The organism is Bartonella sp. HY761, from assembly GCF_026743145.1.
In the GTDB taxonomy this organism is placed as follows: Bacteria; Pseudomonadota; Alphaproteobacteria; order Rhizobiales; family Rhizobiaceae; genus HY038.
On sequence record NZ_CP104887.1, the window covers coordinates 3,199,636 to 3,220,070 of the forward strand.

Here is a 20,435-nt window from a genome sequence, read left to right on the forward strand (position 1 = left end):
TAGCACTTTATTTGTAACATGTATGGTAAATGACTAATTTCACTCTTCATCACCTGAAAATAAGTTTTACCAAAATCGTTTTAACCATTAATTGGAAATAGGCATTATTTTTCGCAGTCGTTAGAAGAATAATGTAAAAAAATGGCATTACTTTTTAAAAAAGCTCTTTAGGCAAAGCAACAGTGCCAGAGGATGGACAAATGAAACTTTTCTGCGGAAATGCAAATCCACGTTTAGCTGCGGATATTGCGAAATATCTCAATATCCCTTTAGGTTCTGCGACAGTGCGCCGTTTTGCCGATCAAGAAGTTTTCGTAGAAATTCATGAAAATGTTCGTGGTAAAGACGTATTTGTTTTGCAATCCACGTCTTACCCCGCAAATGACCATTTAATGGAACTGTTGATTATGATTGATGCGTTACGCCGGTCTTCAGCTCGGCGGATCACCGCAGTTATTCCTTATTTTGGCTATGCTCGCCAAGATAGAAAGCCTGGGCCGCGCACGCCTATTTCTGCAAAATTGGTTGCTAACCTCATTACTGAAGCAGGTGCGCACCGCGTTTTGACGTTGGATCTCCATGCGGGCCAAATTCAAGGCTTTTTTGATATTCCAACCGATAATCTTTATGCGGTTCCTGTTATAGCTCGTGATGTTAAAGCCAATTATACAACTGACAATGTAATGGTGGTATCGCCTGATGTTGGCGGTGTTGTACGCGCCCGTTCTCTTGCTAAACGCATTGATGCGCAGCTTGCTATTGTTGATAAACGCCGCGAACGTCCAGGCGAATCAGAAGTGATGAATGTTATTGGTGATGTTGCGGGTAAAAATTGCTTGATGCTTGATGATATTGTCGATTCTGGTGGTACACTTTGTAATGCAGCAGAGGCCTTGCTACAAAAAGGTGCAACCAGCGTTACTGCTTATATTACCCATGGTGTGCTTTCAAGTGGCGCAGCAGCTCGTATTGGTGCATCTAAGTTGAAAGAATTGGTGATTACTGATTCTATTCAGCCCACCACTGCTATTGAACAAACCGGTAATATTCGCGTCATTTCTATTGCTAGCCTATTGGGCGAAGCTATTTCACGCACCGCGGCCGAACAATCGGTTTCCAGTCTGTTTGACTAATATTATTTATATTCCTCGTTTTTTTGCATTTGCAACGGGGAATTTTACAAAAACAGCTAGAATTAAAAAATTCACATTTAGCTATCAAATTGCACTGGCATTTATAATGTCGAGCATCATAATCATGATTAAACCGCAATATCCATGATGGTTATTGCGGTTTTAACTTGTTTAAGCTTGGCCGTTTCACTTAACTTCAATAATCTTTCAGCCTTATTAGTCATTGCGCGGCGAACCATCGCCAAAGCCATTTCTACTATAATCACCAAAAGCACTAACTAATATGCCTTGAGCAGAAGAATGAGTGCGTGTTGTATAATGATTTTCAGGAGAGCCATCACCAAAGACAGTTCGCGCGCCATTATCGAAGGACAGATTGTTTTGGCTATGATCAGTTGTAGCGATATGCGCAACATAGTTATTTTCTAACGATCCATCGCTAAAGAATATACGGCCGTTTTAAACAAATGATGCAGAGGTTGTTGCTAAAATTGCTACTAATGTGAAAATTGATAATTTCATGATAATAATCCTTGATTTTGATTTAAAATATTTTTTTCTTATAGCTAAGAATTTAGCCAATATATTTTAGATCAGAAGACAGATTAATATCGACATATTGTATCAATTTCGTTGAGAGTTTCAATTTGTAAGCTATTTGTATCATGACTAAAACGTATTTTTTCTTCTATGCCGTGCTTTAATTGTATAGCTCAAGCAAAAACCGCTGATGGACGAGCCATACAGCGGTTTTTCAAAGAGGCAAAAATTATGCTTTTAGAGCATAAAGCTATTAGTTAAGCGGTGAGCCATCGCCAAAACCATTTCTTCCTTCATCATTGGATAAAAAATTTGATGGGGTGTTGGACCGGTTCTGGATATTGATTGTGTAGCCGTTTTCAGGCGAGCCATCTCCAAACGCATCACGTCCATTAAAGCTGGCTGGCAAATTGCTTTTATTATTGATATTTGCCGATGCACCTTGTCCAGAAATATAAGAATTTTCAGGTGAACCATCACCAAAAAAACCGCGATTATTCTCTGCCAATGCTACAGAGCTTGTTGCCAAAATTACGACTAATGTCAAAGCTGATAATTTCATGGTGCTATTCCTTATGTGTTGTTTTAATTTAATTTTTCTTTATCTGTAATAAGGAATATATCGGAAAGACTTAATGGGGAAGCCTATTAAAATACAACGGATTGTTTCTGTTTCATGAACATTAAGTGACATTTTAAAGAATGTTTGATGGCTATCAAAAATAGGTTATGACGTTTAAAGCTTATTAAAAATGGCATCCATGAATGTGATTGCCAAGGTAAAGTGCTCAAAACAACTATTTGCAACTTAATAGCCAAAAATGATTGCCCATCTAAAGATTATAGCCGCCGTCAACGGGTATTATAGCGCCTGTTGTAAAGGATGATTGCTCACTTGCAAGCCAAAGGGCAGCATTGGCAACGTCTTGAGGGTTAGATAGGCGGCCAAGTGGAATTGAGTTAATCAATTCCTGACGTTTTTTTCGGCAAGGCTGCCATAGAAAACGTCAAAAGTTGCGGTATCCGACTGGGCTGGACATACGCAATTGACACGAATATTGTCGCGTGCAAGCTCAAGTGCTAAAGCACGTGTTGCGCTCATTACCCAGCCCTTTGCGGCACCAAACCAGCTGAAGCCAGATTGTGGCCGTTCTGCCATGGTGGCACCTAGTGTAATGATGGAGCCGCCGCCATTTTCTTTCATATGCGGGACAAGAGCTTTTATAGCATAATAAAGGGATTTAATATTGACAGCGAGTATAAGATCAAAAGTAGGCTCGTCAACATCTGTTACATCCGCTTGCGGATGGGCAAAGCCGGCATTGGCAATGAAAATATCAATTTTTTTGAAATGTTGCAGCGCCTTTGTAACCATATGATCTATATCACCTTCACGGGTTACATCAGCTTGAACTGCAATGGCGGCATTTTCTTGCATTTTGCCAATATCAGTCACAATATGCTTGGCAATAGTGTCTGCTTTTTTCAAATTAATATCGGCAAGTACCACATTGGCACCCGCTTGCGCTAATTTTTGGGCTATTGCGGCACCAAAGCCGGCCCCTGCCCCAGTAATTAATGCCGTTTTGCCTTTTAACGATAATTGGTTGTTGATATCATAATCTTTTGACAAAGTTTTCCCCTTATAAAAGGTTGGAAACGCCAACCTATCCCATGCAAATTATGGTAAGAGTTTGCCGTAAATTGGTTAACGGAAAATGATATCCGTCAAAATAAGATGGACATTTAAATTAGTTTTAGGATATCGAATAATAATTGTATATCGCGTTAAACAGTTAGATAAACTATTTTCTTTATGGAGCAATGTGATTAATATACCAATAATTGCGAAGCAGTCATGTCACATAGTTTGACTTGTTTTTCTGCTTGTGTGTTACGGATTACGTTGAATAAATATACAAAAAAACCGCATTAAATATATGAACCTTTTTAACCATAAGGGGTTTATAGAATAAATATAGGATTTTCTATTTGTAATGAATAGAGCCACTTCAACAACTGGTTAACCAATCAGGATAAGGTATTCTTCATGGCCCATGATAGTATTTCAATTCCTCCGTTTGATTGTATTGTATTTGGCGGCGCTGGCGATCTTGCCGAGCGTAAACTAATCCCCGCACTTTATCACCGCCAACTTGTTGGCCAGTTATCAGAACCTGTGCGTATTATCGGTGCCTCGCGTAGCCCGATGAGCGATGAGGAATACCGGCAATTTGCGGCTACTGCCCTTCATAAGCATGTTGCAAAAGATGATATTAATGACGAAGAGATTGAAAAGTTTTTAAAACGCCTTTCCTATGTAGCCGTTGATGCAACGAGCGATAAAGGTTGGGGCGATTTGAAGAAAAAAATCGAGGAAGCACCGGTTGATGTCCGCGCCTTTTATTTGGCGGTTGGCCCTGCTCTATTTGGTGATATTGCGGTACGGCTTGGACAAAATGGCCTTGTTACCAAGGATACGCGCATCATTGTTGAAAAGCCAATTGGTAAAAATCTTGAAACAGCGCGCGAGCTTAATGATGCAATCGGTCAAGTTTTCCAAGAAAACCAAATTTTCAGAATAGATCATTATCTTGGTAAGGAAACTGTACAAAATTTGATGGCTTTGCGCTTTGCCAATGCACTTTATGAACCATTATGGAATTCTAACCATATTGACCATGTGCAAATCACCGTTGCGGAATCGGTCGGGCTTGAGGGACGGGCAGGCTATTATGATAAAGCTGGCGCTTTGCGTGATATGGTACAAAACCACATGTTACAATTATTATGCCTTGTTGCGATGGAGCCCCCCTTTATCAATAGTGCCGATGCTGTGCGCGATGAAAAGCTAAAGGTTTTGCGGGCACTACGTACAGTCAATGCCAATAATGTGCAAACAGCTACGGTGCGTGGTCAATATATGGCTGGTGCATCGGAAAGCGGACGTGCGGCGTCTTATTTTGAGGATCTTGGCAGTGATAAAAGCAATACCGAGACTTTCGTTGCTTTGCGGGTCGATATTGATAATTGGCGCTGGGCAGGCACACCTTTTTATTTGCGCACCGGCAAGCGCATGACCAAGCGGGTGTCTGAAATTGTTGTTACTTTTAAGCCTATTCCCTATTCTATTTTTGGCGACGATGCAGGCCCTGTGATGGCTAATCGTTTGGTTATACGGTTGCAGCCTGATGAAGGTGTCAAGCAATTTATGATGTTGAAAGACCCCGGCCCAGGCGGTATGCGTTTAAGACAAATTCCGCTTGATATGAGTTTTGCCAACTCCTTTGCAGGGCGTAATCCTGATGCCTATGAGCGGCTGTTGATGGATGTTATGCGCGGCAACCAAACTTTGTTTATGCGCCGCGATGAAGTTGAAGCGGCATGGAAATGGGTTGACCCAATTCTTGATGGATGGAATGAAACAAAACAACCTGCCCAAGGTTATACAGCAGGTACGTGGGGCCCGTCTGGCTCGATCGCTTTGATCGAGCGCGATGGTCGCACGTGGAATGATATGGATTGAGGCCCTTTTTATGATTGCATTACATATAGATCGCCATACTTTTGATCGACCAGAAGATCTTGCCCGTTCGCTTGCCGACCGTGTTGCAACCGAGCTTAGTTTGGCGATTAATGAACGCAACCAAGCAACTCTTGCTGTTTCTGGCGGAGAAACACCAAAGTTGTTTTTCAACTATTTATCACAGATTGATATTGCATGGGATAAGGTTACCATAACCTTGGTTGATGAGCGTTTCGTAGCGCCTGATAATCTTCGTTCCAATGAACGGCTTGTGCGCCAACATTTATTAAAGAATTATGCAGAAAGAGCGCGCTTTATCGGGCTTTATATGCGCTCAACTACCGCAGAACTGGCCGCTTTTTCTGCGGCAAGCCGCATTAATAATATTCCTCGCCCTTTTGATGTGGTTATTCTAGGCATGGGGCTTGATGGCCATACCGCGTCATTTTTCCCAGGCGGCGACCGCTTAAAGCAAGCAATCGATCCACAATCGCGTGCCCTTGTTGTTCCAATTCACGCAAGAGGGGCGGAAGAACCGCGCCTTACACTTACTTTACCGCTATTGATCGAGGCACATTTTATCGCCCTTCATATTGAGGGTGAGGCAAAGCTCGAAAAATTTGAACAAGCTTTAGAACTTGGTGAAGCAGCTGAAATACCAGTACGTGCAGTATTGCGCAATGCGGCAACGCCAGTGCAGCTCTTCTGGTCGCCATCGACAGAAAAGGGCGAGCGCAACCCCTATCTTGCTGCGGAAAGCTATTTTGAAATGATTGAAGTGCGTGAGCAAATCGGTGAAAGTGAAGTACAACTAGATATTGAGGACTTCCTTCCAGAATTGCCATTAGGCAATAGAGAAGACAATCAGCCACAATAAATCGGTTGAATAAAGATAAGCCGTTTTTTAAGGTGTAAAACGGCTTATCCTACATTCTTAAATTAAAGGCTTTTTGTCGGTGTAGTCCGCTCATTATTTGATATCGGCGCTGCCTGCTGCAATTTATTCTTTCTATAGGCCATAATAAAAGTGGCTAGGGTCAGTACTTGTTTATTGAAATCGTACAGGAAAATTTTATCGATAATTTTGTCGTTCCACGTTAAATTTTTATATTTCTTGCGTTTAAGACCTATCTTCTCCACATATTTCATATGGTCGCTATGATTATTTTTCAATTTTATCAAAGTCTTATGCTTAAAAAATGCTACTAGGTTTTAGCCTTTGGGCAAGAGCAACATTTTATCCAATTTATGATGATGTTTGATAAAATCAGTTAGGGCAGTAGATTTATTCTAAAAATCTATGAAAGCGCGCTGCTGTGTAAATTGTAATCATTACATAGTGAAAAAAAACGTGTTGGATGATTTCGTAAATTTTAAAAAAATTTCCATATTCTGTTTGTAATTATTGTAAGAACCAAATGCTAAGGCTGCTGATTGCATCTCATTGTTAGGCACGTTAGTTTTTGTAGGCTTACAATAATTATATTGTTGATTTTTAATATTTTTATAAGGGATAAAATCGATTGCCAAAATTGAAATTTGCAAATAATTCAGAATGGACAGGATAGAAGTTTCTATACAGAATTGGTTAAGCTAATTGGGCGTTTATGAAATATTATTCTTTGAATTGATAGGTTTTACAGCTATTATAACGAAGGCACTCCATGCGCTTTATTTTAGATTATAAAACAAACACAAGGGAGAGCATAAGTTGGTTGAACGCAATTTTTTTACATCTTCACCATGTTGCAATGGCTATGTTTTTAATTGCAGTATTTGGTTTGCTGATAATGGTACTGATTAGTTAATAAGTGTTTTCTTAAAAAAATATAAACAATATGTTAGGTGTTTTTTCATTTTAAACTAAATGGAAAATACTTCAGAATATGTCTTTTGAGCACCACAAAGGGATAGGTGCTTATAAAGGTTAAAAATACGGTCTTAATCGCCTTTTTGGGCATAAGGATAGTGATTTATGGTAAAAAACATTGTATCGGGCAATTGGTTTCATTTCGGACAAGATAATTGGCAAAGCCAAAAATTAGCAGCCCGCCCTATCCGTGCGGTTTATAAATCTGCTAGTCAATTGCGCGAGCTTGCCAATGAAATGGCAGGACATGAGCCTATTTCCTTGCCTGAATATGATCCTTTTGTGTTCGGTGGCCGCCTATCAGAAGATTCCAAGATCATTCTTTATGTCTTTCGCGCAACCGATGCAGCCGCACGTAATAATGAAACGGTAACACCGGCAGCGCAATGGCTGCTTGATAATCATTACACCATTGATAAAGCTATCCAGCAAACGCGGCGCGATTTTCCGCGCGGCTTTTTAAAGCAATTGCCAGCCTATGGTAATAATGACAAGATTGCCCGTATTTTCGCAATGGCTTGGCTTTATGTTGCCCATACTGATAGTAACTTTTCTCTTGAAACCTTGACTGAAATGGTCGAGGGCTATCAAGAAAAAGAGCCATTACGTATTGGTGAATTATGGGCTTTGCCATCAGCTATCCGCTTTTTACTCATCGATAATGCTCGCCGTCTTTGCTTGCGTATCGAAAAAGCCCGCCAAATGCGTTTTAACGCTAATGAAGTGGCCGACAAAATTATTGCCATGGGTGAGGAAGACGACGTCAACGAACTTTTTGCTGGTTATCGCGAATTTTTGGGGGACACAAGTTTTGCCGCACATTTGCTTAACCGTTTACGTGGCGCATCGGTGGATTGTAGCCGTGCTTTGACCTTGATTGATGATGAGTTAAGCAGACAAAATATTGACAGTGAAACAATCATGGCCAATGAGCATAGTCGCCAAGCAACCGGCGGCGTGACCATGGGTAACGTCATTAAGTCTTTGAAAGCGATTGATGACGTTGATTGGACGTCATGGTTTGAAAGCGTCAGCCATGTTGACTTTTTGCTGCGTAATAATAGTGATTTTTCACAAGTTGATTTTCATTCGCGCAATAATTACCGGAAAATCATTGAAAAACTTGCCCGTCGCTCGCCCAATGATGAATTGACTGTTACCCGTAAGGCCTTAGAACTTGCCGATGAAACACGCAGCGAAGAAAATCTTAAAGCAAATCCTGCTATCCGCTCGCTTGCTTGGTTTTTAGTCGGTGAGGGGCGTCGTGGTCTTGAAAAAAAATGCGATTATCAGCCAACATTTTCTGATAAGTTCATGCGTTTTTTCAAGGGACTTGGCATTTGGAATATTGCTGTTCCAGTTACCGTCCTTACTCTTGTTTTGTTGGCAATTGTCTATTGCTGTTTGCATCTTTTGGGGCTACCGCAAAGCTTTGCACTGCTATTTACTGCTTTTGCCATTTTTCCATCGATGGATATTGCTTCTGCCCTTTATAATTTGCTCATTTCATGGACGGTGGAGCCCCACCGCCTTATTGGTTACGAATATAAGGATGGCATTCCTGAAGACGCCCGCACATTGGTAGTGGTACCAACCATGATCAATTCGCGCGATAGTGTTGATGAGCAGGTGCGTAATCTTGAAGTGCATTATCTAAATAATCCCAATGGCGCAATTGGCTTTGTATTGTTAAGCGACTGGCCCGATGCCAAAGAAGAAGAAACTAAGGAAGATCTTGATCTTCTGGATTATGCTCGCGATGCCATCGCCAAATTAAACCACCATTATTTTGGTGATAATGTACCGCAATTTTTCATTTTACACCGCCGCCGCTTATATAATAAAAGCGAAGGCTGCTTTATGGGCTGGGAGCGTAAGCGCGGTAAGCTGCACGAGCTTAATCTTTTATTACGCGGCGATCAAGATACATCATTTTTTCCCATCGACCCCAATTTACCGCGCAATGTGCGTTATATCATGACACTTGATTCCGATACGCGTTTAACACCGGATTCAGTTACATTGATGGTGGGTAAATTATCTCATCCAATCAATCGTCCCGTTCATGATCCAAAAACCAATAATGTTATTTCCGGTTATGGTATTTTGCAGCCACGGGTAACACCATCGCTCACCACCGGTGAAGAAGCATCGTTCTTGCAACGTGTATTTTCGCTAAATCGCGGTATTGACCCTTATGTCTTTGCGGTTTCTGATACTTATCAGGATTTGCTAGGCGAGGGTAGTTTTACCGGTAAGGGGCTTTATGATATTGATGCCTTTGAACGCGCCATGGATGGCCGCATTGATGAAAATGCCGTTCTAAGCCACGACTTGCTTGAAGGTGGCTATGCACGTGCGGCTCTCGTTACCGATGTTGAAGTGATTGAAGACTATCCAACCGCCTATCAAGTTGACGCTGCCCGTCATCACCGTTGGGTGCGTGGCGATTGGCAACTCTTGCCTTATTTGTTTAAAAATCGTGGCATTAGCCTTATCACCCGTTGGAAAATGCAGGATAATCTGCGCAGGTCACTAACACCGCTTTTATGGTGTGCTGCCTCGATTGCTGGTTGGTGTTTAATGCCGTTATCAACGGCACTTTTATGGCAGGCATTTTTGCTTATCGGCATGTTTATTGCGCCAACCTTGGGTGTATTGCGCGGCATAATCTCGGTTAATCGTGATTATTCAATGCGCGGCCATTTACAGGCGGTATTAACCAGCATTTCATCAAATACCGCAGAGGCTACCTTGCGGGTTACTTTTATTGCTCACACCGCTTATTATATGGTGGACGCAATAATTCGCACCCTTTATCGGCTTGGCATTTCTCATCAGAATTTATTGGAATGGCGCTCATCAGCCGCAACAAAATCGGGGCCTAATAATTTAATCTCTTATATTGGTCTTATGTGGCCAGCAAGTATTATTGGTCTTTTTGCCATTGCCTTGCCAATTTTATTAACCGCACCTGCCGCATTACTTGCCCTTCCTTTTGGTCTTGTTTGGTTTTTTTCACCCTTTATCGCTTGGATTGTTAGCCGCTCGGCTGCAGTACAAGATTCGCTTGAACTTCATGCCAGCGATAAAGCAGAACTTCGCCGTATTGCACGGCGCACTTGGCTGTATTATGAAACATTTGCCGATGAGGAAAATAACTTCCTTCCTCCTGATAATTTTCAAGAAGAACCAGAACCAATTGTTGCCAAGCGCACATCGCCGACCAATATTGGTGTTTATTTGTTAGCAATTGTTTCAGCTCGTGATTTTGGTTGGATTAGTTTTAGTGACACTTTGCGCCGTCTTGAGCTTTCGCTTGAAACCCTTGGCAAGCTAGAAAAATATCAAGGCCACCTTTATAATTGGTATGAAACCGATAGTTTGCGTCCTTTATTGCCGCTTTATGTTTCAACTGTCGATTCGGGCAATCTTGCCGGCCATTTGGTCACCCTATCATCAGCTTTGCGTTCTTGGGCGGAAGCGCCTGCCGTTTATGTACAAAGCGATTTTGCCGGCCTTAATGATGTTAATGATATTATTGAGGAAGCCTTGGCGGAAATTCCAAATGATCGGCGTGTTTTACGCCCCTTACGTGCGCGTATTTTTGACCGCACACAAAACTTCCGCCGTGCTGTTTTCCAATTATTGAATGAGCCGGAAACCGCAACCTTCCGTATTCATGATATCAGCCTAATGGCAAGTGATATTGCAAAATTGGTACGCGAACTTGACAGCGAATTGCATAGCAGCCGCTCTGCGCAAGCTTTGGCTTGGGCCGAGCGTTTGTTAGACACTTGCGCCGCCCATGAGCAGGATATAACCGGCGACCATGATAGTGATTTCTTGCGGGCACACTTAATCCGTCTTGCCGAGCAAGCGCGTCAATATGCCTTTGATATGAAATTTGATTTCCTTGAGCGCAAGGAACGCCGTTTATTATCCATTGGCTACCGCGTCCAAGAAAACGAGCTTGATGAAAGCTGCTATGATTTGCTAGCTTCAGAAGCACGGCTTTCAAGCCTATTTGCGATTGCTAAGGGCGATCTTAAGGTTGAGCATTGGTTCCGTCTTGGTCGTTTGCTTGTACCTGTTGGCTGGAAAGGCGCTTTGTTATCTTGGTCTGGCTCAATGTTTGAGTATTTGATGCCACCTTTGGTAATGCGTGAGCCGCTTGGCTCGCTGCTTGACCAAACCAACCGACTTGTTGTGCGTGAGCAAATTCGTTATGCGCGTGAACGCTCACTACCTTGGGGCATATCGGAAGCGGCATTTAATGCGCGCGACCAGCAGATGAATTATCAATATGGTCCCTTTGGTGTACCAAGTCTTGGCCTTAAACGCGGCCTATCGCGTAATGCGGTTATTGCCCCCTATGCAAGCCTATTAGCTGCGCAATATAGCCCAAGTGAAGCAGTTAGCAATTTGCGTAATTTGCGCCAAATTGGTGCTTTGGGACAATATGGCTTTTATGATGCGGTTGATTTTACCCCAGCGCGTGTACCAGAGGGTAAGCATTGTGCAATAGTGCATAATTATTATGCCCACCATCACGGCATGTCTATTCTTGCTATATCGAATGTCATTTTTGATGGCATTATGCGCGAGCGTTTTCATTCTGATCCGGTAATTGAAGCAACTGAGCTTTTATTGCAAGAAAAAGCACCGCGTGAAATTCCCGTTGTCCATGCCAAAACTGCAAATCCCATGCGCTCCGATGCAGGCGGCTTTGAAGATGCACCAATGCGCATTATCAATGATCCATTGGCGGCAGCGCGTGAAACCTTATTATTATCTAACGGCAGCTATAATGTTATGCTCACTTCAAAGGGCGCAGGCTATAGCCGTTGGAATGATATAATGGTGACCCGTTTTGAGGCCGATAGCGCCCAAGACCAACAAGGAACTTTCTTATTCTTACGCGATGTGTCAACTGGCCGGTGGTGGTCGGCAACCAGTGAGCCAACCCGTGTCAGCGAGGAAGATTGTCTTTGTGTCTTCACCGCTGAAAAAGCGGAATATCACAAAACGGTTGATGGTATAAAATCAACCGTTGAAGTGATTGTTGCTTCTGAGGGCGATGGCGAGGGACGGCGAATTGAGCTTATCAATACCACGGGCAAAGATCGCATTATCGAGATTACCTCTTATGGCGAACTTGTTTTAACCACCGCAGATACTGATGCAGCCCATCCAGTTTTCTCGCGCATGTTTGTGGAAACAGAAATTGCGGATGACGGCGCAACTATATTTGCTCATCGCCGTAAGCGTAGCCCCAATGATCGCGATATTTATGTAAGCCATTTTGTTACCGATGCGGCAGGAGCTATCCGTGAGGCGGAAGCTGAAACAGATCGCGCTGCCTTTATCGGCCGTGGTAGAACCATCTGGCGACCAACTATTTTTGATCGTGATAAGACATTTGTTGGTTCATCAGGCTGTGTGCTTGACCCCATTGCTGCTATTCGCTGCAAGGTGCGCGTGCCCGCCCACAAAAAAATTGACCTCGTCTTTTGGACACTTGTTGCCGATAATCGTGAAAAGCTAGAAAATAACATTGCTTATTATCGCCAACCAAATGCCTTCCCGCGTGAATTTGCCGTGGCTTGGACGCGTTCGCAAGTGACTTTATATCAGGTTGGCATTACACCAAAGCAAGCGCTTGATTATCAAAAATATGCTGGCTATCTCATCTATCCTGAGCGGCCTTGGCTGCCATCAGAGCGCATTGCAACCGGTCTTGGTAAGCAATCTGACCTTTGGCCAATGTCAATATCGGGTGACTATCCAATTTTCGTTTTACGCATTAGCAATGAAACCGATATTGGCATTTTACAAAATTTGCTACGCGCCCATGAATTTTGGCGCACACGCGGCTTGATTGTTGATTGCGTTGTTTTAAATGAGCGTGCTTTTTCCTATGCTCAAGACACACAGCGCGCTATTGATTGGATGTGTGAAGGGTACCGTAATCGCTCCAATGATAGTAATGGAAAGCCCCATATCTTTACCATTCGCCGCGACCAAATTAGTGATGCAAGTTTTGATACTTTACTTAGCAGCGCTCGCATTGTTCTTCATGCCGCAAATGGTACCTTGGCAGAACAATTAAAGCGCATGGAAAGCATTGCCAATGATCCAATCAGTGGCAAGCTTTCAAATGGTGTTGGTAATGATAAAGCATTAGGTAAATCTACGCCACATAATAGCCTGATCATTGCTAATGCTAGCGATGAAACAAGTTTGATTGATAAAGAAGCCAATATAAAACCAAAGGCAACGGCCATCGGCCTTATTAGTAAGGTTGATGATCGCCGTTTTGCCAATGGCAAGGATTTGCAATTCTGGAATAATTATGGTGGCTTTGATAGTGATGGTAGTTATGTCACGCGTCTTATTGGTGCCAATACCACTCCTCATCCTTGGATCAATGTCATTAGCAATGAGCATTTTGGCATGCATGTTTCATGCGAAGGTTCAAGTTTCACTTGGGCTGGCAATAGCCGCGATTATCAATTAACGCGCTGGGCGAATGATCCAGTTTCGAATCGTCCCGGTGAAGCACTTTATATTGTTGATCGTGATAGTTTACGCAGTTTTTCACCAGTATCTGCGGTGGAACGCGATCATAATGTGGTTTATGAAGCGCGTCACGGGCAGGGCTACTCGCAATTCTCGTCAACCCATGACAAGGTGGATTACCAGTTAACCCATATTGTTGATCCGGTTAATCCGGTAAAATTGTCAAGATTGACGATTAAAAACAACTCGACTACGAAAAAGCGCTTACGCCTTTACCATTATACCGAATGGGTTTTAGGATCAGTACGCGCTAAAAATGCACCTTACATTGTACCAACTCATGATAAGGCGCGCGGTGCTTTATTCGTCCGCAATCCTTATCAAACTGAAAAAGCTGATTTTGTAAGCTTTGTTGCCGCCTCGATTAAGCCAAGCAGTGTCAGTGCAGACCGCAATGAATTTATCGGCTCATTGGGAGTGATCGAGCATCCGCAAGCTATCCGCGATGCAAAAGATCTTTCTAATCGTGTTGAAGCGGGGCTTGATCCTTGTAGCGCATTTGCAGTTGATATTGAAATCGCTGCAGGTGAAACAAGAGAGGTAATTTTTTATCTTGGTAATGGCAATAATATTGATCAGGCTAGAGTTGTTTTGGATGAAGCAAAAAAATCAGATTTTGCTGATCTCTTGGCCAAGCAAAAACAATTCTGGCGCGATTTTACCGCACCTTTACAGGTAAAAACGCCAGATCCTTCTTTTGATATGATGGTTAATCATTGGTTGCCTTATCAAGCCTATGCTTGCCGCATTATGGCACGTGCTGCATTTTATCAAGCAAGTGGTGCCTTTGGTTTCCGCGATCAGCTGCAGGATACTTTATCCATGCTGTTGCTCGAGCCTAACCTTGCTAGTGAGCAATTAATCAATGCCGCATCACGCCAGTTTAAAGAAGGTGATGTTCAGCATTGGTGGTTGCCGCAATCTGGATCAGGTGTACGCACGCTTATTTCAGATGACGTAGTATGGCTTGGCTATGGCGTGTCGCTTTATGTTAAAGTTACAGGCAATAGCGATATTTTAGACCAGAAGATCGCCTTTATCGAAGGGGAACTATTAAACGAAGGCCAGCATGATTCCTACTTCACGCCAGAGCGCTCAGGGTTAAGTGTTTCGCTCTATGATCATTGCGCTTTGGCGCTTGATTTAGCGATAAAACGTACCGGCGAAAATGGTTTGCCACTCATGCTAGGTGGCGACTGGAATGACGGCATGAATCTCGTTGGCATTGAGGGCAAGGGCGAAAGCGTTTGGCTTGGCTGGTTCCTTTGTGCCACTTTGCAACAATTCATTCCCCTTGCCAAGGCACGCGGCGATGAAGCCCATGTTAATGCTTGGAATGGTCATCTTGAGCATTTAACCAAGGCTTTGCATGATAATGCATGGGACGGCGAATGGTATCGCCGCGGTTTTTATGATGATGGCGCACCGCTTGGTTCGCATTTGAGTGATGAATGTAAAATTGACACCATTGCCCAATCATGGAGTGTCTTGTCAGGTGTTGCCGCACCAGATCGCCAAGAACAAGCTATGGCATCTATGCTTGAGCATCTACTTGATGAAGAGGGCGGCCTTATCCGTCTATTCTGGCCACCTTTTGATAAAACAGTACAAGAACCGGGCTATATTAAAGGCTATCCACCGGGCGTACGCGAAAATGGTGGGCAATATACCCATGGCGCTTTATGGAGCATTTTGGCATTGGCAAAAATGGGTAAAGCCGATGACGCCTATAAGGTATTTTCCATGGTCAATCCCATTAGCCATGGCCAAAAGCCTGAAATCTATAAGGTTGAGCCTTATGCTATTGCGGCTGATATTTATTCAGTTGAGCCGCGTCGCGGGCAGGGCGGTTGGACGTGGTATACGGGATCGGCTGGCTGGTTTTATCGCGCCGCAACCGAGGCTATTTTGGGTGTTCGTAAAGAGGCCGACCGGCTTTATATCAATCCATCGATTCCAAGTGATTGGAAACAGTTCAAGATTGATTATAAAAATGGTGATGCCATTTACCACATAACCGTTACGCCAAAGGGTAGCGAGTTGAAGATCTGTGTAAATGACAAGGATATAATAGCCAATGAGGGCATTAAGCTTGAAGAAAATGGCGAGTTTAATGTAACTGTTTCAATTCCCAAATTATAGGTTCTTGCCTTACCGTAAGTGCGTTTAATTTGCCCCAAATAAAAAAAAGCCCTTTGCCTGTAATAACAGTCAAAGGGCTTTTTTTGGTTTCGCCTTTTTTAGCAAAAATCTGCCATTTTTAATTTAAAGTATTTTATGGGGAACCTTTATAAAAAGGTGCGTTTTTAAAATAGATGCATAGCTTAGCGCAAAAATAGCCCGCTTTCTACTGAGTAATTACGTTTTGTAATGCTAATCAATTGTATTTGTTTTGCAAAATTTCACGATTCTGTTAATAGCTTCCTTCGCTCGTGAGTTGAAAACATCAAGGCAAGGCTCAAATATAGCTTACCGGCTTTGCTTAAATATTGGGGTTAACTCTAGTTAACCCAAATTATCTAAGGTTAGCCTCTTAATTATTATTGACTATCTTCACTTTTGGCATACCAAAGGGCTTTAGGGCCAATTTTTTCAAGCAAAGCCATGTGGGCGGCTTTTTCTTCATCAGTTAATAGGGGGGCTAAAAATTTTGGCCGCGGTGGGAGAGTAATAACATTTTGGTCTTTATTGTTTTTGCCTGAATTGCTGCTTTTATTGTCAGCAGCAAGCCCCAACGCACCCTGTTTACCGCCGATAAGTTCAATGTAAACATCGGCCAAAATTTCAGAATCGAGCAATGCGCCATGCAATGTGCGGTGACTGTTTTCAATGCCATAACGCTTACAAAGCGCATCCAACGAATTTGGCCCCATTGGGTGTTTACGCCGCGCCAAGGCAAGCGTATCAATAATACGGTCAACACTAATCGGCAATTGGCCAATACGATCCAATTCAGCATTAATAAAACCAAGATCGAACATCGCATTATGGGCTACCAATTTAGCGCCATCGCAAAAGGCCAAAAACTCATCAACAATATCACCAAATTTTGGCTTATCTGCCAGCATTTCATTAGAAATGCCATGCACTGCCAAAGCATCTGGATGAACAGCCTTACCTTGCGGATTAATATAAACATGGAACGTGCGTCCGGTCAAAAATCGGTTTTCCATTTCAACGCAACCAATTTCAATCACCCTGTCGCTGGTTTTATCTAGACCGGTGGTTTCCGTATCAAATATAATCTCACGCATTTTTTGTATTTTCCGTTAGGGTCTTTATAATATTTTGTACCGCTTGTTCTGCTGCAATTAAACCTTGGCTGGTATCAATGATAAAATCAGCGCGCGCGCGTTTTTCACTATCAGGCATTTGCCGTTTTAAAATGGCGGCAAATTTTTCCTCACTCATATTTTCACGGGCAAGAACACGGGTTCTTTGTATATCATACGGCGTACTAACAACAGCAATTTTATCCACACGGCTTTCACCACCTGTTTCAAAAAGCAATGGAATATCAAGCACAACCAGTTTTTCGCAATTATCTTGATGAAATTTTATAAAATCTTGCTCTTTTTTGCGCACCAGCGGATGGATAATCGCTTCAAGTTTTTTCAAATTATCGCTATTGCCAACCACGTAAGATGATAGATTTTGCCGCGAAACCTCACCATTGATCACTGTATTGGGGAAAGTCTCTTCAATAAGGCTTAAAGCAGGTTCTTCAAGGTAAAGCTCATGCACTGCCTCATCGGAACTATAAACCGCAATGCCATATTTTTTAAAAAATGCGGCGGTTGTGCTTTTTCCCATGCCGATAGAACCAGTTAACCCCAAAATAATCATGCAATTACCTGTCTTTTTCACCCATTGATTGCAAGATGCTTGCCCGCAATTCCGGTGTGACGCTTGGCTTTACACCAAACCAGCGCTCAAATCCGGGAATTGCTTGGTGCAATAACATACCAATACCATCAACCGTTTTAAGTCCTTCTTGCGCAGCAGCCTTTAAAAAAGGTGTGTTAAGTGGGGTATAAACAATATCATTAATAATAACATCACGGCGCGCTTGTTTAAAGTCAATGGGCATAAAATTTGCATCTTGTTGATGATTTTCAAGTCCCAAGGAGGTAGTATTGACAATGAGATCTGCTGCTTGCACATGATCATTCATATCCTGCCACTCGATCACATCGACATCATTATTAAAATGCACCATTAAATTTTCAGCCCGCGATTTTGTGCGATTACTCAACATAATCTTTTTAAATCCGCGTTCTCGTAAAGCATGGATAATTGCGCGGCTCGCACCGCCAGCGCCAATCACCAATGCGCAGTTTCCCGCCCAATCATCAACAAAATCATCAAGATTTTTGGCAAAGCCATAGGAATCGCTATTTGACCCCCACAGCACATCGCCTTCAAACCATAAGGTATTGGCGGCTCCAATTTCATTGGCTAAATCATCACGCCGATCCACCAAATCATGAGCCATTTCCTTATGAGGAATGGTAACATTACCGCCGCTAAAACCGCTTTGCCTTAAGTTTTTAATAAAATCTTTGAAATTATCGGGCGCAACTTCAAATGGATCATAGCTGCCTTCGATTTCATGGGATTTAAGCCAATGGCGATGAATTTGCGGCGAGCGCGAATGTTTAATTGGATAGCCAGTGACAAAAGCCTTAGAAAGTTCACGCATTGATAATCCCCAATTGGCGTAATTTATTTAATAATGGAATAAGTGGCATGCCAATAATGGTAAAATAATCGCCATCAATCTTATCAAAGAGTTGAATGCCTTCCCCCTCAATTTGATAAGCGCCCACGCTTGCCAACACTTGATTACCCACCCGTTCAAGATAATGGCCAATAAAGCTTGGCTCTAAAATACGCACATGCATATTGGCCGTTTCAACACTACTCCAAATCGTTTCTTGGTTTTTAACCAAAGCAATACCACTATGCAGATAGTGAATTTTCCCCGACATGGCCATTAACCGCCGCCGTGCTTCTTCCATATTTTTTGGTTTATGAACCACATTGCCATCAAGTTCCAAAGTTTGGTCGCAGCCAATGACAAGCGCATTAGGAAAGCGTTTTGATACATCATAGGCTTTGGCAAGGCTTAAAGTTTCAGCCAATTTTATCGGACTAACGGCATCCAATTCACCCTCTATTGCGCGTTCATCAATGTGCGCGCCCTCAATCGCAACGGAAAGACCGGCATTTTTTAAAAGTCCTGCGCGAAAAGGGCTAAGGGATGCTAAAATAAGATCATCTGTCATGAAAAACCAACAAGGAATTAAAACAATAGGCTAACTTGGCCAACAAGCTTAATCTTTAACGATTATGATCTTTTAAAACAATTAAAATATTACAATCCGACTTTTAAAATTACCAAATTTTATAAAAATAGTTCCAAGGTCAAAATCTATGAAATATCATAATATAAAGGTAGCTAACTAATGTTGACATTTTTAAATAATAACAGTCCTGAAGATAGGCTGTATAAAAATCTAACAGTTATACGCAATCGAAAAATGGATTTTGATCCTTGGGTATTTTTAAGTGATGACGAGATTATAAAAACAAGTGCTGGCATTAATAGCCACTATCCGTATCGAAACATATTGTGTTTTGCTCATAAACAAGGATCAGATGATTATGTTTGTCTTATCACCAAAGGCGAATTAACTGGTAAATTTATATTCATTCACTGGTTTGCATCGCCCGGATGGGAAACTGGAAAAAACAGCGAACTTGATAGTTTTGGTAATGTGCTTGAAGCAATTATCAGTGATATGATTGACAATAACATATTATAAAAAGCCTATTGTTAAAATACCTTCAATATATAGGCTGCCACCTTAAATAATGTTGAGATACAATTTTGCTGCCAAGGAGGAAATTTGAAATTTAGAGCACTTTTGCCGCCTTGGTAAAAATGCTCTCGAATATTCTAGCCTTGTGTTTAAACCCTAATTTTCCTCGTTTTTAGGTCGCTTATTCATTTGGCCTAAGGAAATATAACCAGACCAGATATTTTTACGCCGATTAGGCTCAAAGTGAGAATAATGGCGATGTAAAGCATTGAGCACCATGCGTGTAGCGCCAAGTAAATGCGGCAATTCCCTATCATCGATAAGGATATATTGAATTGCCGCATAAAGATTTTCATTGCCATTATCAAATTGTGCTTCCTGAATCGCTTTCAAAGTCGCACTATAGCGTCTTCGTGCCCGTAAAACCCAGGCCGAATATTCTTCCATATTTTCACTGCCAAGCTGAATGCCGGTTGCTTCATAATAGGCGCCGGGTGATAAAAGAGATCGGCGATAATCATTACGAATTTCTAAAAATCGTATTGCTGCTTGATATTGATCGGCACTGATACCGCCTGCACGATCAAATAGCGATAGCCGTCCAATATAGCTTTGAGAACGGGGATCACTTGCCTGCGCAATTGTTAGTTTATGGGCTTTGGCTCGCGCTTCAATGGCCAATTTTTGGATAGGCTCTTTGGCACGGCTAACCCGACCATTGGCTTCACGTAATTTGCCTTTCAATTTAGGGCGACCGCGTTTTTTAATGCTGATTGAAAAATTGCTATTCATAAAAATTCCTCACATTTTTAATAATTGTTCTTGTTTTGTTCTTTTGGTGATTATGAAGAAGTGATGATTTTGTCTCTTTCAAAAATCTTGGATAATTGGAAATGGAATAGAAGAGGCGGCTTGGTTAAAAATGATAAAATTATTTGGTAATCACTTGGCTTAATACA

General features: G+C 42.2%; 14 protein-coding genes. 5 read left to right on the forward strand and 9 right to left on the reverse strand.

Annotation, left to right across the window (positions count from 1 at the left end; genetic code table 11):
- Positions 1 to 200 precede the first annotated feature (200 nt).
- Positions 201 to 1,133 (forward strand): ribose-phosphate pyrophosphokinase, encoded by a 933-nt coding sequence (locus N6A79_RS13745; protein WP_182418180.1) that lies wholly within the window; start codon positions 201 to 203, stop codon positions 1,131 to 1,133.
- Positions 1,134 to 1,261: 128 nt separating this feature from the next.
- On the opposite strand, the gene N6A79_RS13750 is transcribed toward N6A79_RS13745, so the two are convergent.
- The 4 genes from N6A79_RS13750 to N6A79_RS13765 all read right to left on the reverse strand — a co-directional run bounded on the left by N6A79_RS13750 (position 1,262) and on the right by N6A79_RS13765 (position 3,306).
- Positions 1,262 to 1,399, reverse strand: a complete 138-nt coding sequence (locus tag N6A79_RS13750) for a hypothetical protein (RefSeq protein WP_268546381.1) — start codon at positions 1,397 to 1,399, stop codon at positions 1,262 to 1,264.
- Positions 1,400 to 1,926: 527 nt separating this feature from the next.
- Positions 1,927 to 2,235, reverse strand: a complete 309-nt coding sequence (locus tag N6A79_RS13755; protein ID WP_268546382.1) for a hypothetical protein — start codon at positions 2,233 to 2,235, stop codon at positions 1,927 to 1,929.
- Between the two features lie 271 nt (positions 2,236 to 2,506).
- Positions 2,507 to 2,641 (reverse strand): SDR family oxidoreductase, encoded by a 135-nt coding sequence (locus N6A79_RS13760; protein ID WP_268546383.1) that lies wholly within the window; start codon positions 2,639 to 2,641, stop codon positions 2,507 to 2,509.
- Positions 2,638 to 3,306: an SDR family NAD(P)-dependent oxidoreductase gene (locus tag N6A79_RS13765; RefSeq protein ID WP_268546384.1), complete on the reverse strand. Its 669-nt coding sequence runs from the start codon at positions 3,304 to 3,306 to the stop codon at positions 2,638 to 2,640. Before N6A79_RS13765 ends, N6A79_RS13760 begins: the two co-directional genes overlap by 4 nt.
- Positions 3,307 to 3,723: 417 nt before the next feature.
- Here N6A79_RS13765 and zwf point away from each other — a divergent pair, with 417 nt between their 5' ends.
- The 3 genes from zwf (at position 3,724) to N6A79_RS13780 (ending at position 15,793) form a co-directional block, all read left to right on the forward strand.
- Entirely contained in the window at positions 3,724 to 5,199 is a 1,476-nt protein-coding gene (zwf, locus tag N6A79_RS13770) for a glucose-6-phosphate dehydrogenase (RefSeq protein WP_268546385.1), read from the forward strand.
- Positions 5,200 to 5,209: 10 nt separating this feature from the next.
- Entirely contained in the window at positions 5,210 to 6,076 is an 867-nt protein-coding gene (gene pgl / locus N6A79_RS13775) for a 6-phosphogluconolactonase (protein WP_268546387.1), read from the forward strand.
- Positions 6,077 to 7,174: 1,098 nt separating this feature from the next.
- Positions 7,175 to 15,793: a GH36-type glycosyl hydrolase domain-containing protein gene (locus N6A79_RS13780; RefSeq protein WP_268546388.1), complete on the forward strand. Its 8,619-nt coding sequence runs from the start codon at positions 7,175 to 7,177 to the stop codon at positions 15,791 to 15,793.
- A gap of 398 nt (positions 15,794 to 16,191) precedes the next feature.
- Here N6A79_RS13780 and dnaQ read toward each other — a convergent pair whose 3' ends face one another.
- Genes dnaQ through N6A79_RS13800 form a run of 4 tightly spaced genes read right to left on the reverse strand, consistent with a single transcriptional unit; the run spans position 16,192 to position 18,939 of the window.
- Positions 16,192 to 16,905, reverse strand: a complete 714-nt coding sequence (dnaQ, locus tag N6A79_RS13785; protein WP_268546389.1) for a DNA polymerase III subunit epsilon — start codon at positions 16,903 to 16,905, stop codon at positions 16,192 to 16,194.
- Positions 16,898 to 17,497, reverse strand: a complete 600-nt coding sequence (gene coaE / locus N6A79_RS13790) for a dephospho-CoA kinase (RefSeq protein WP_268546390.1) — start codon at positions 17,495 to 17,497, stop codon at positions 16,898 to 16,900. Before coaE ends, dnaQ begins: the two co-directional genes overlap by 8 nt.
- A gap of 4 nt (positions 17,498 to 17,501) precedes the next feature.
- Positions 17,502 to 18,353 (reverse strand): shikimate dehydrogenase, encoded by an 852-nt coding sequence (locus N6A79_RS13795; RefSeq protein WP_268546391.1) that lies wholly within the window; start codon positions 18,351 to 18,353, stop codon positions 17,502 to 17,504.
- Entirely contained in the window at positions 18,346 to 18,939 is a 594-nt protein-coding gene (locus N6A79_RS13800; RefSeq protein WP_262079164.1) for a Maf-like protein, read from the reverse strand. The genes N6A79_RS13795 and N6A79_RS13800 overlap by 8 nt, the downstream gene beginning before the upstream one ends.
- 180 nt (positions 18,940 to 19,119) lie before the next feature.
- On the opposite strand from N6A79_RS13800, the gene N6A79_RS13805 reads away from it, so the two are divergent.
- Positions 19,120 to 19,479, forward strand: coding sequence for a hypothetical protein (locus tag N6A79_RS13805; protein ID WP_268546392.1), 360 nt, complete (start codon positions 19,120 to 19,122; stop codon positions 19,477 to 19,479).
- A 153-nt stretch (positions 19,480 to 19,632) separates the two neighbouring features.
- Here N6A79_RS13805 and N6A79_RS13810 read toward each other — a convergent pair whose 3' ends face one another.
- The gene (locus N6A79_RS13810) at positions 19,633 to 20,268 is read right to left on the reverse strand and encodes a hypothetical protein (protein WP_268546393.1); all 636 of its coding nucleotides are present in this window, start codon (positions 20,266 to 20,268) and stop codon (positions 19,633 to 19,635) included.
- Positions 20,269 to 20,435: the final 167 nt, after the last annotated feature.

What these genes read in the sequence shown, in the direction of transcription:
- N6A79_RS13745 (WP_182418180.1), top strand. Translation starts at nt 201, where the DNA reads ATGAAACTTTTCTGCGGAAATGCAAATCCACGTTTAGCTGCGGATATT.
- N6A79_RS13755 (WP_268546382.1), bottom strand. Translation starts at nt 2,235, where the DNA reads ATGAAATTATCAGCTTTGACATTAGTCGTAATTTTGGCAACAAGCTCT.
- zwf (WP_268546385.1), top strand. Translation starts at nt 3,724, where the DNA reads ATGGCCCATGATAGTATTTCAATTCCTCCGTTTGATTGTATTGTATTT.
- pgl (WP_268546387.1), top strand. Translation starts at nt 5,210, where the DNA reads ATGATTGCATTACATATAGATCGCCATACTTTTGATCGACCAGAAGAT.
- N6A79_RS13780 (WP_268546388.1), top strand. Translation starts at nt 7,175, where the DNA reads ATGGTAAAAAACATTGTATCGGGCAATTGGTTTCATTTCGGACAAGAT.
- dnaQ (WP_268546389.1), bottom strand. Translation starts at nt 16,905, where the DNA reads ATGCGTGAGATTATATTTGATACGGAAACCACCGGTCTAGATAAAACC.
- coaE (WP_268546390.1), bottom strand. Translation starts at nt 17,497, where the DNA reads ATGATTATTTTGGGGTTAACTGGTTCTATCGGCATGGGAAAAAGCACA.
- N6A79_RS13795 (WP_268546391.1), bottom strand. Translation starts at nt 18,353, where the DNA reads ATGCGTGAACTTTCTAAGGCTTTTGTCACTGGCTATCCAATTAAACAT.
- N6A79_RS13800 (WP_262079164.1), bottom strand. Translation starts at nt 18,939, where the DNA reads ATGACAGATGATCTTATTTTAGCATCCCTTAGCCCTTTTCGCGCAGGA.
- N6A79_RS13805 (WP_268546392.1), top strand. Translation starts at nt 19,120, where the DNA reads ATGTTGACATTTTTAAATAATAACAGTCCTGAAGATAGGCTGTATAAA.
- N6A79_RS13810 (WP_268546393.1), bottom strand. Translation starts at nt 20,268, where the DNA reads ATGAATAGCAATTTTTCAATCAGCATTAAAAAACGCGGTCGCCCTAAA.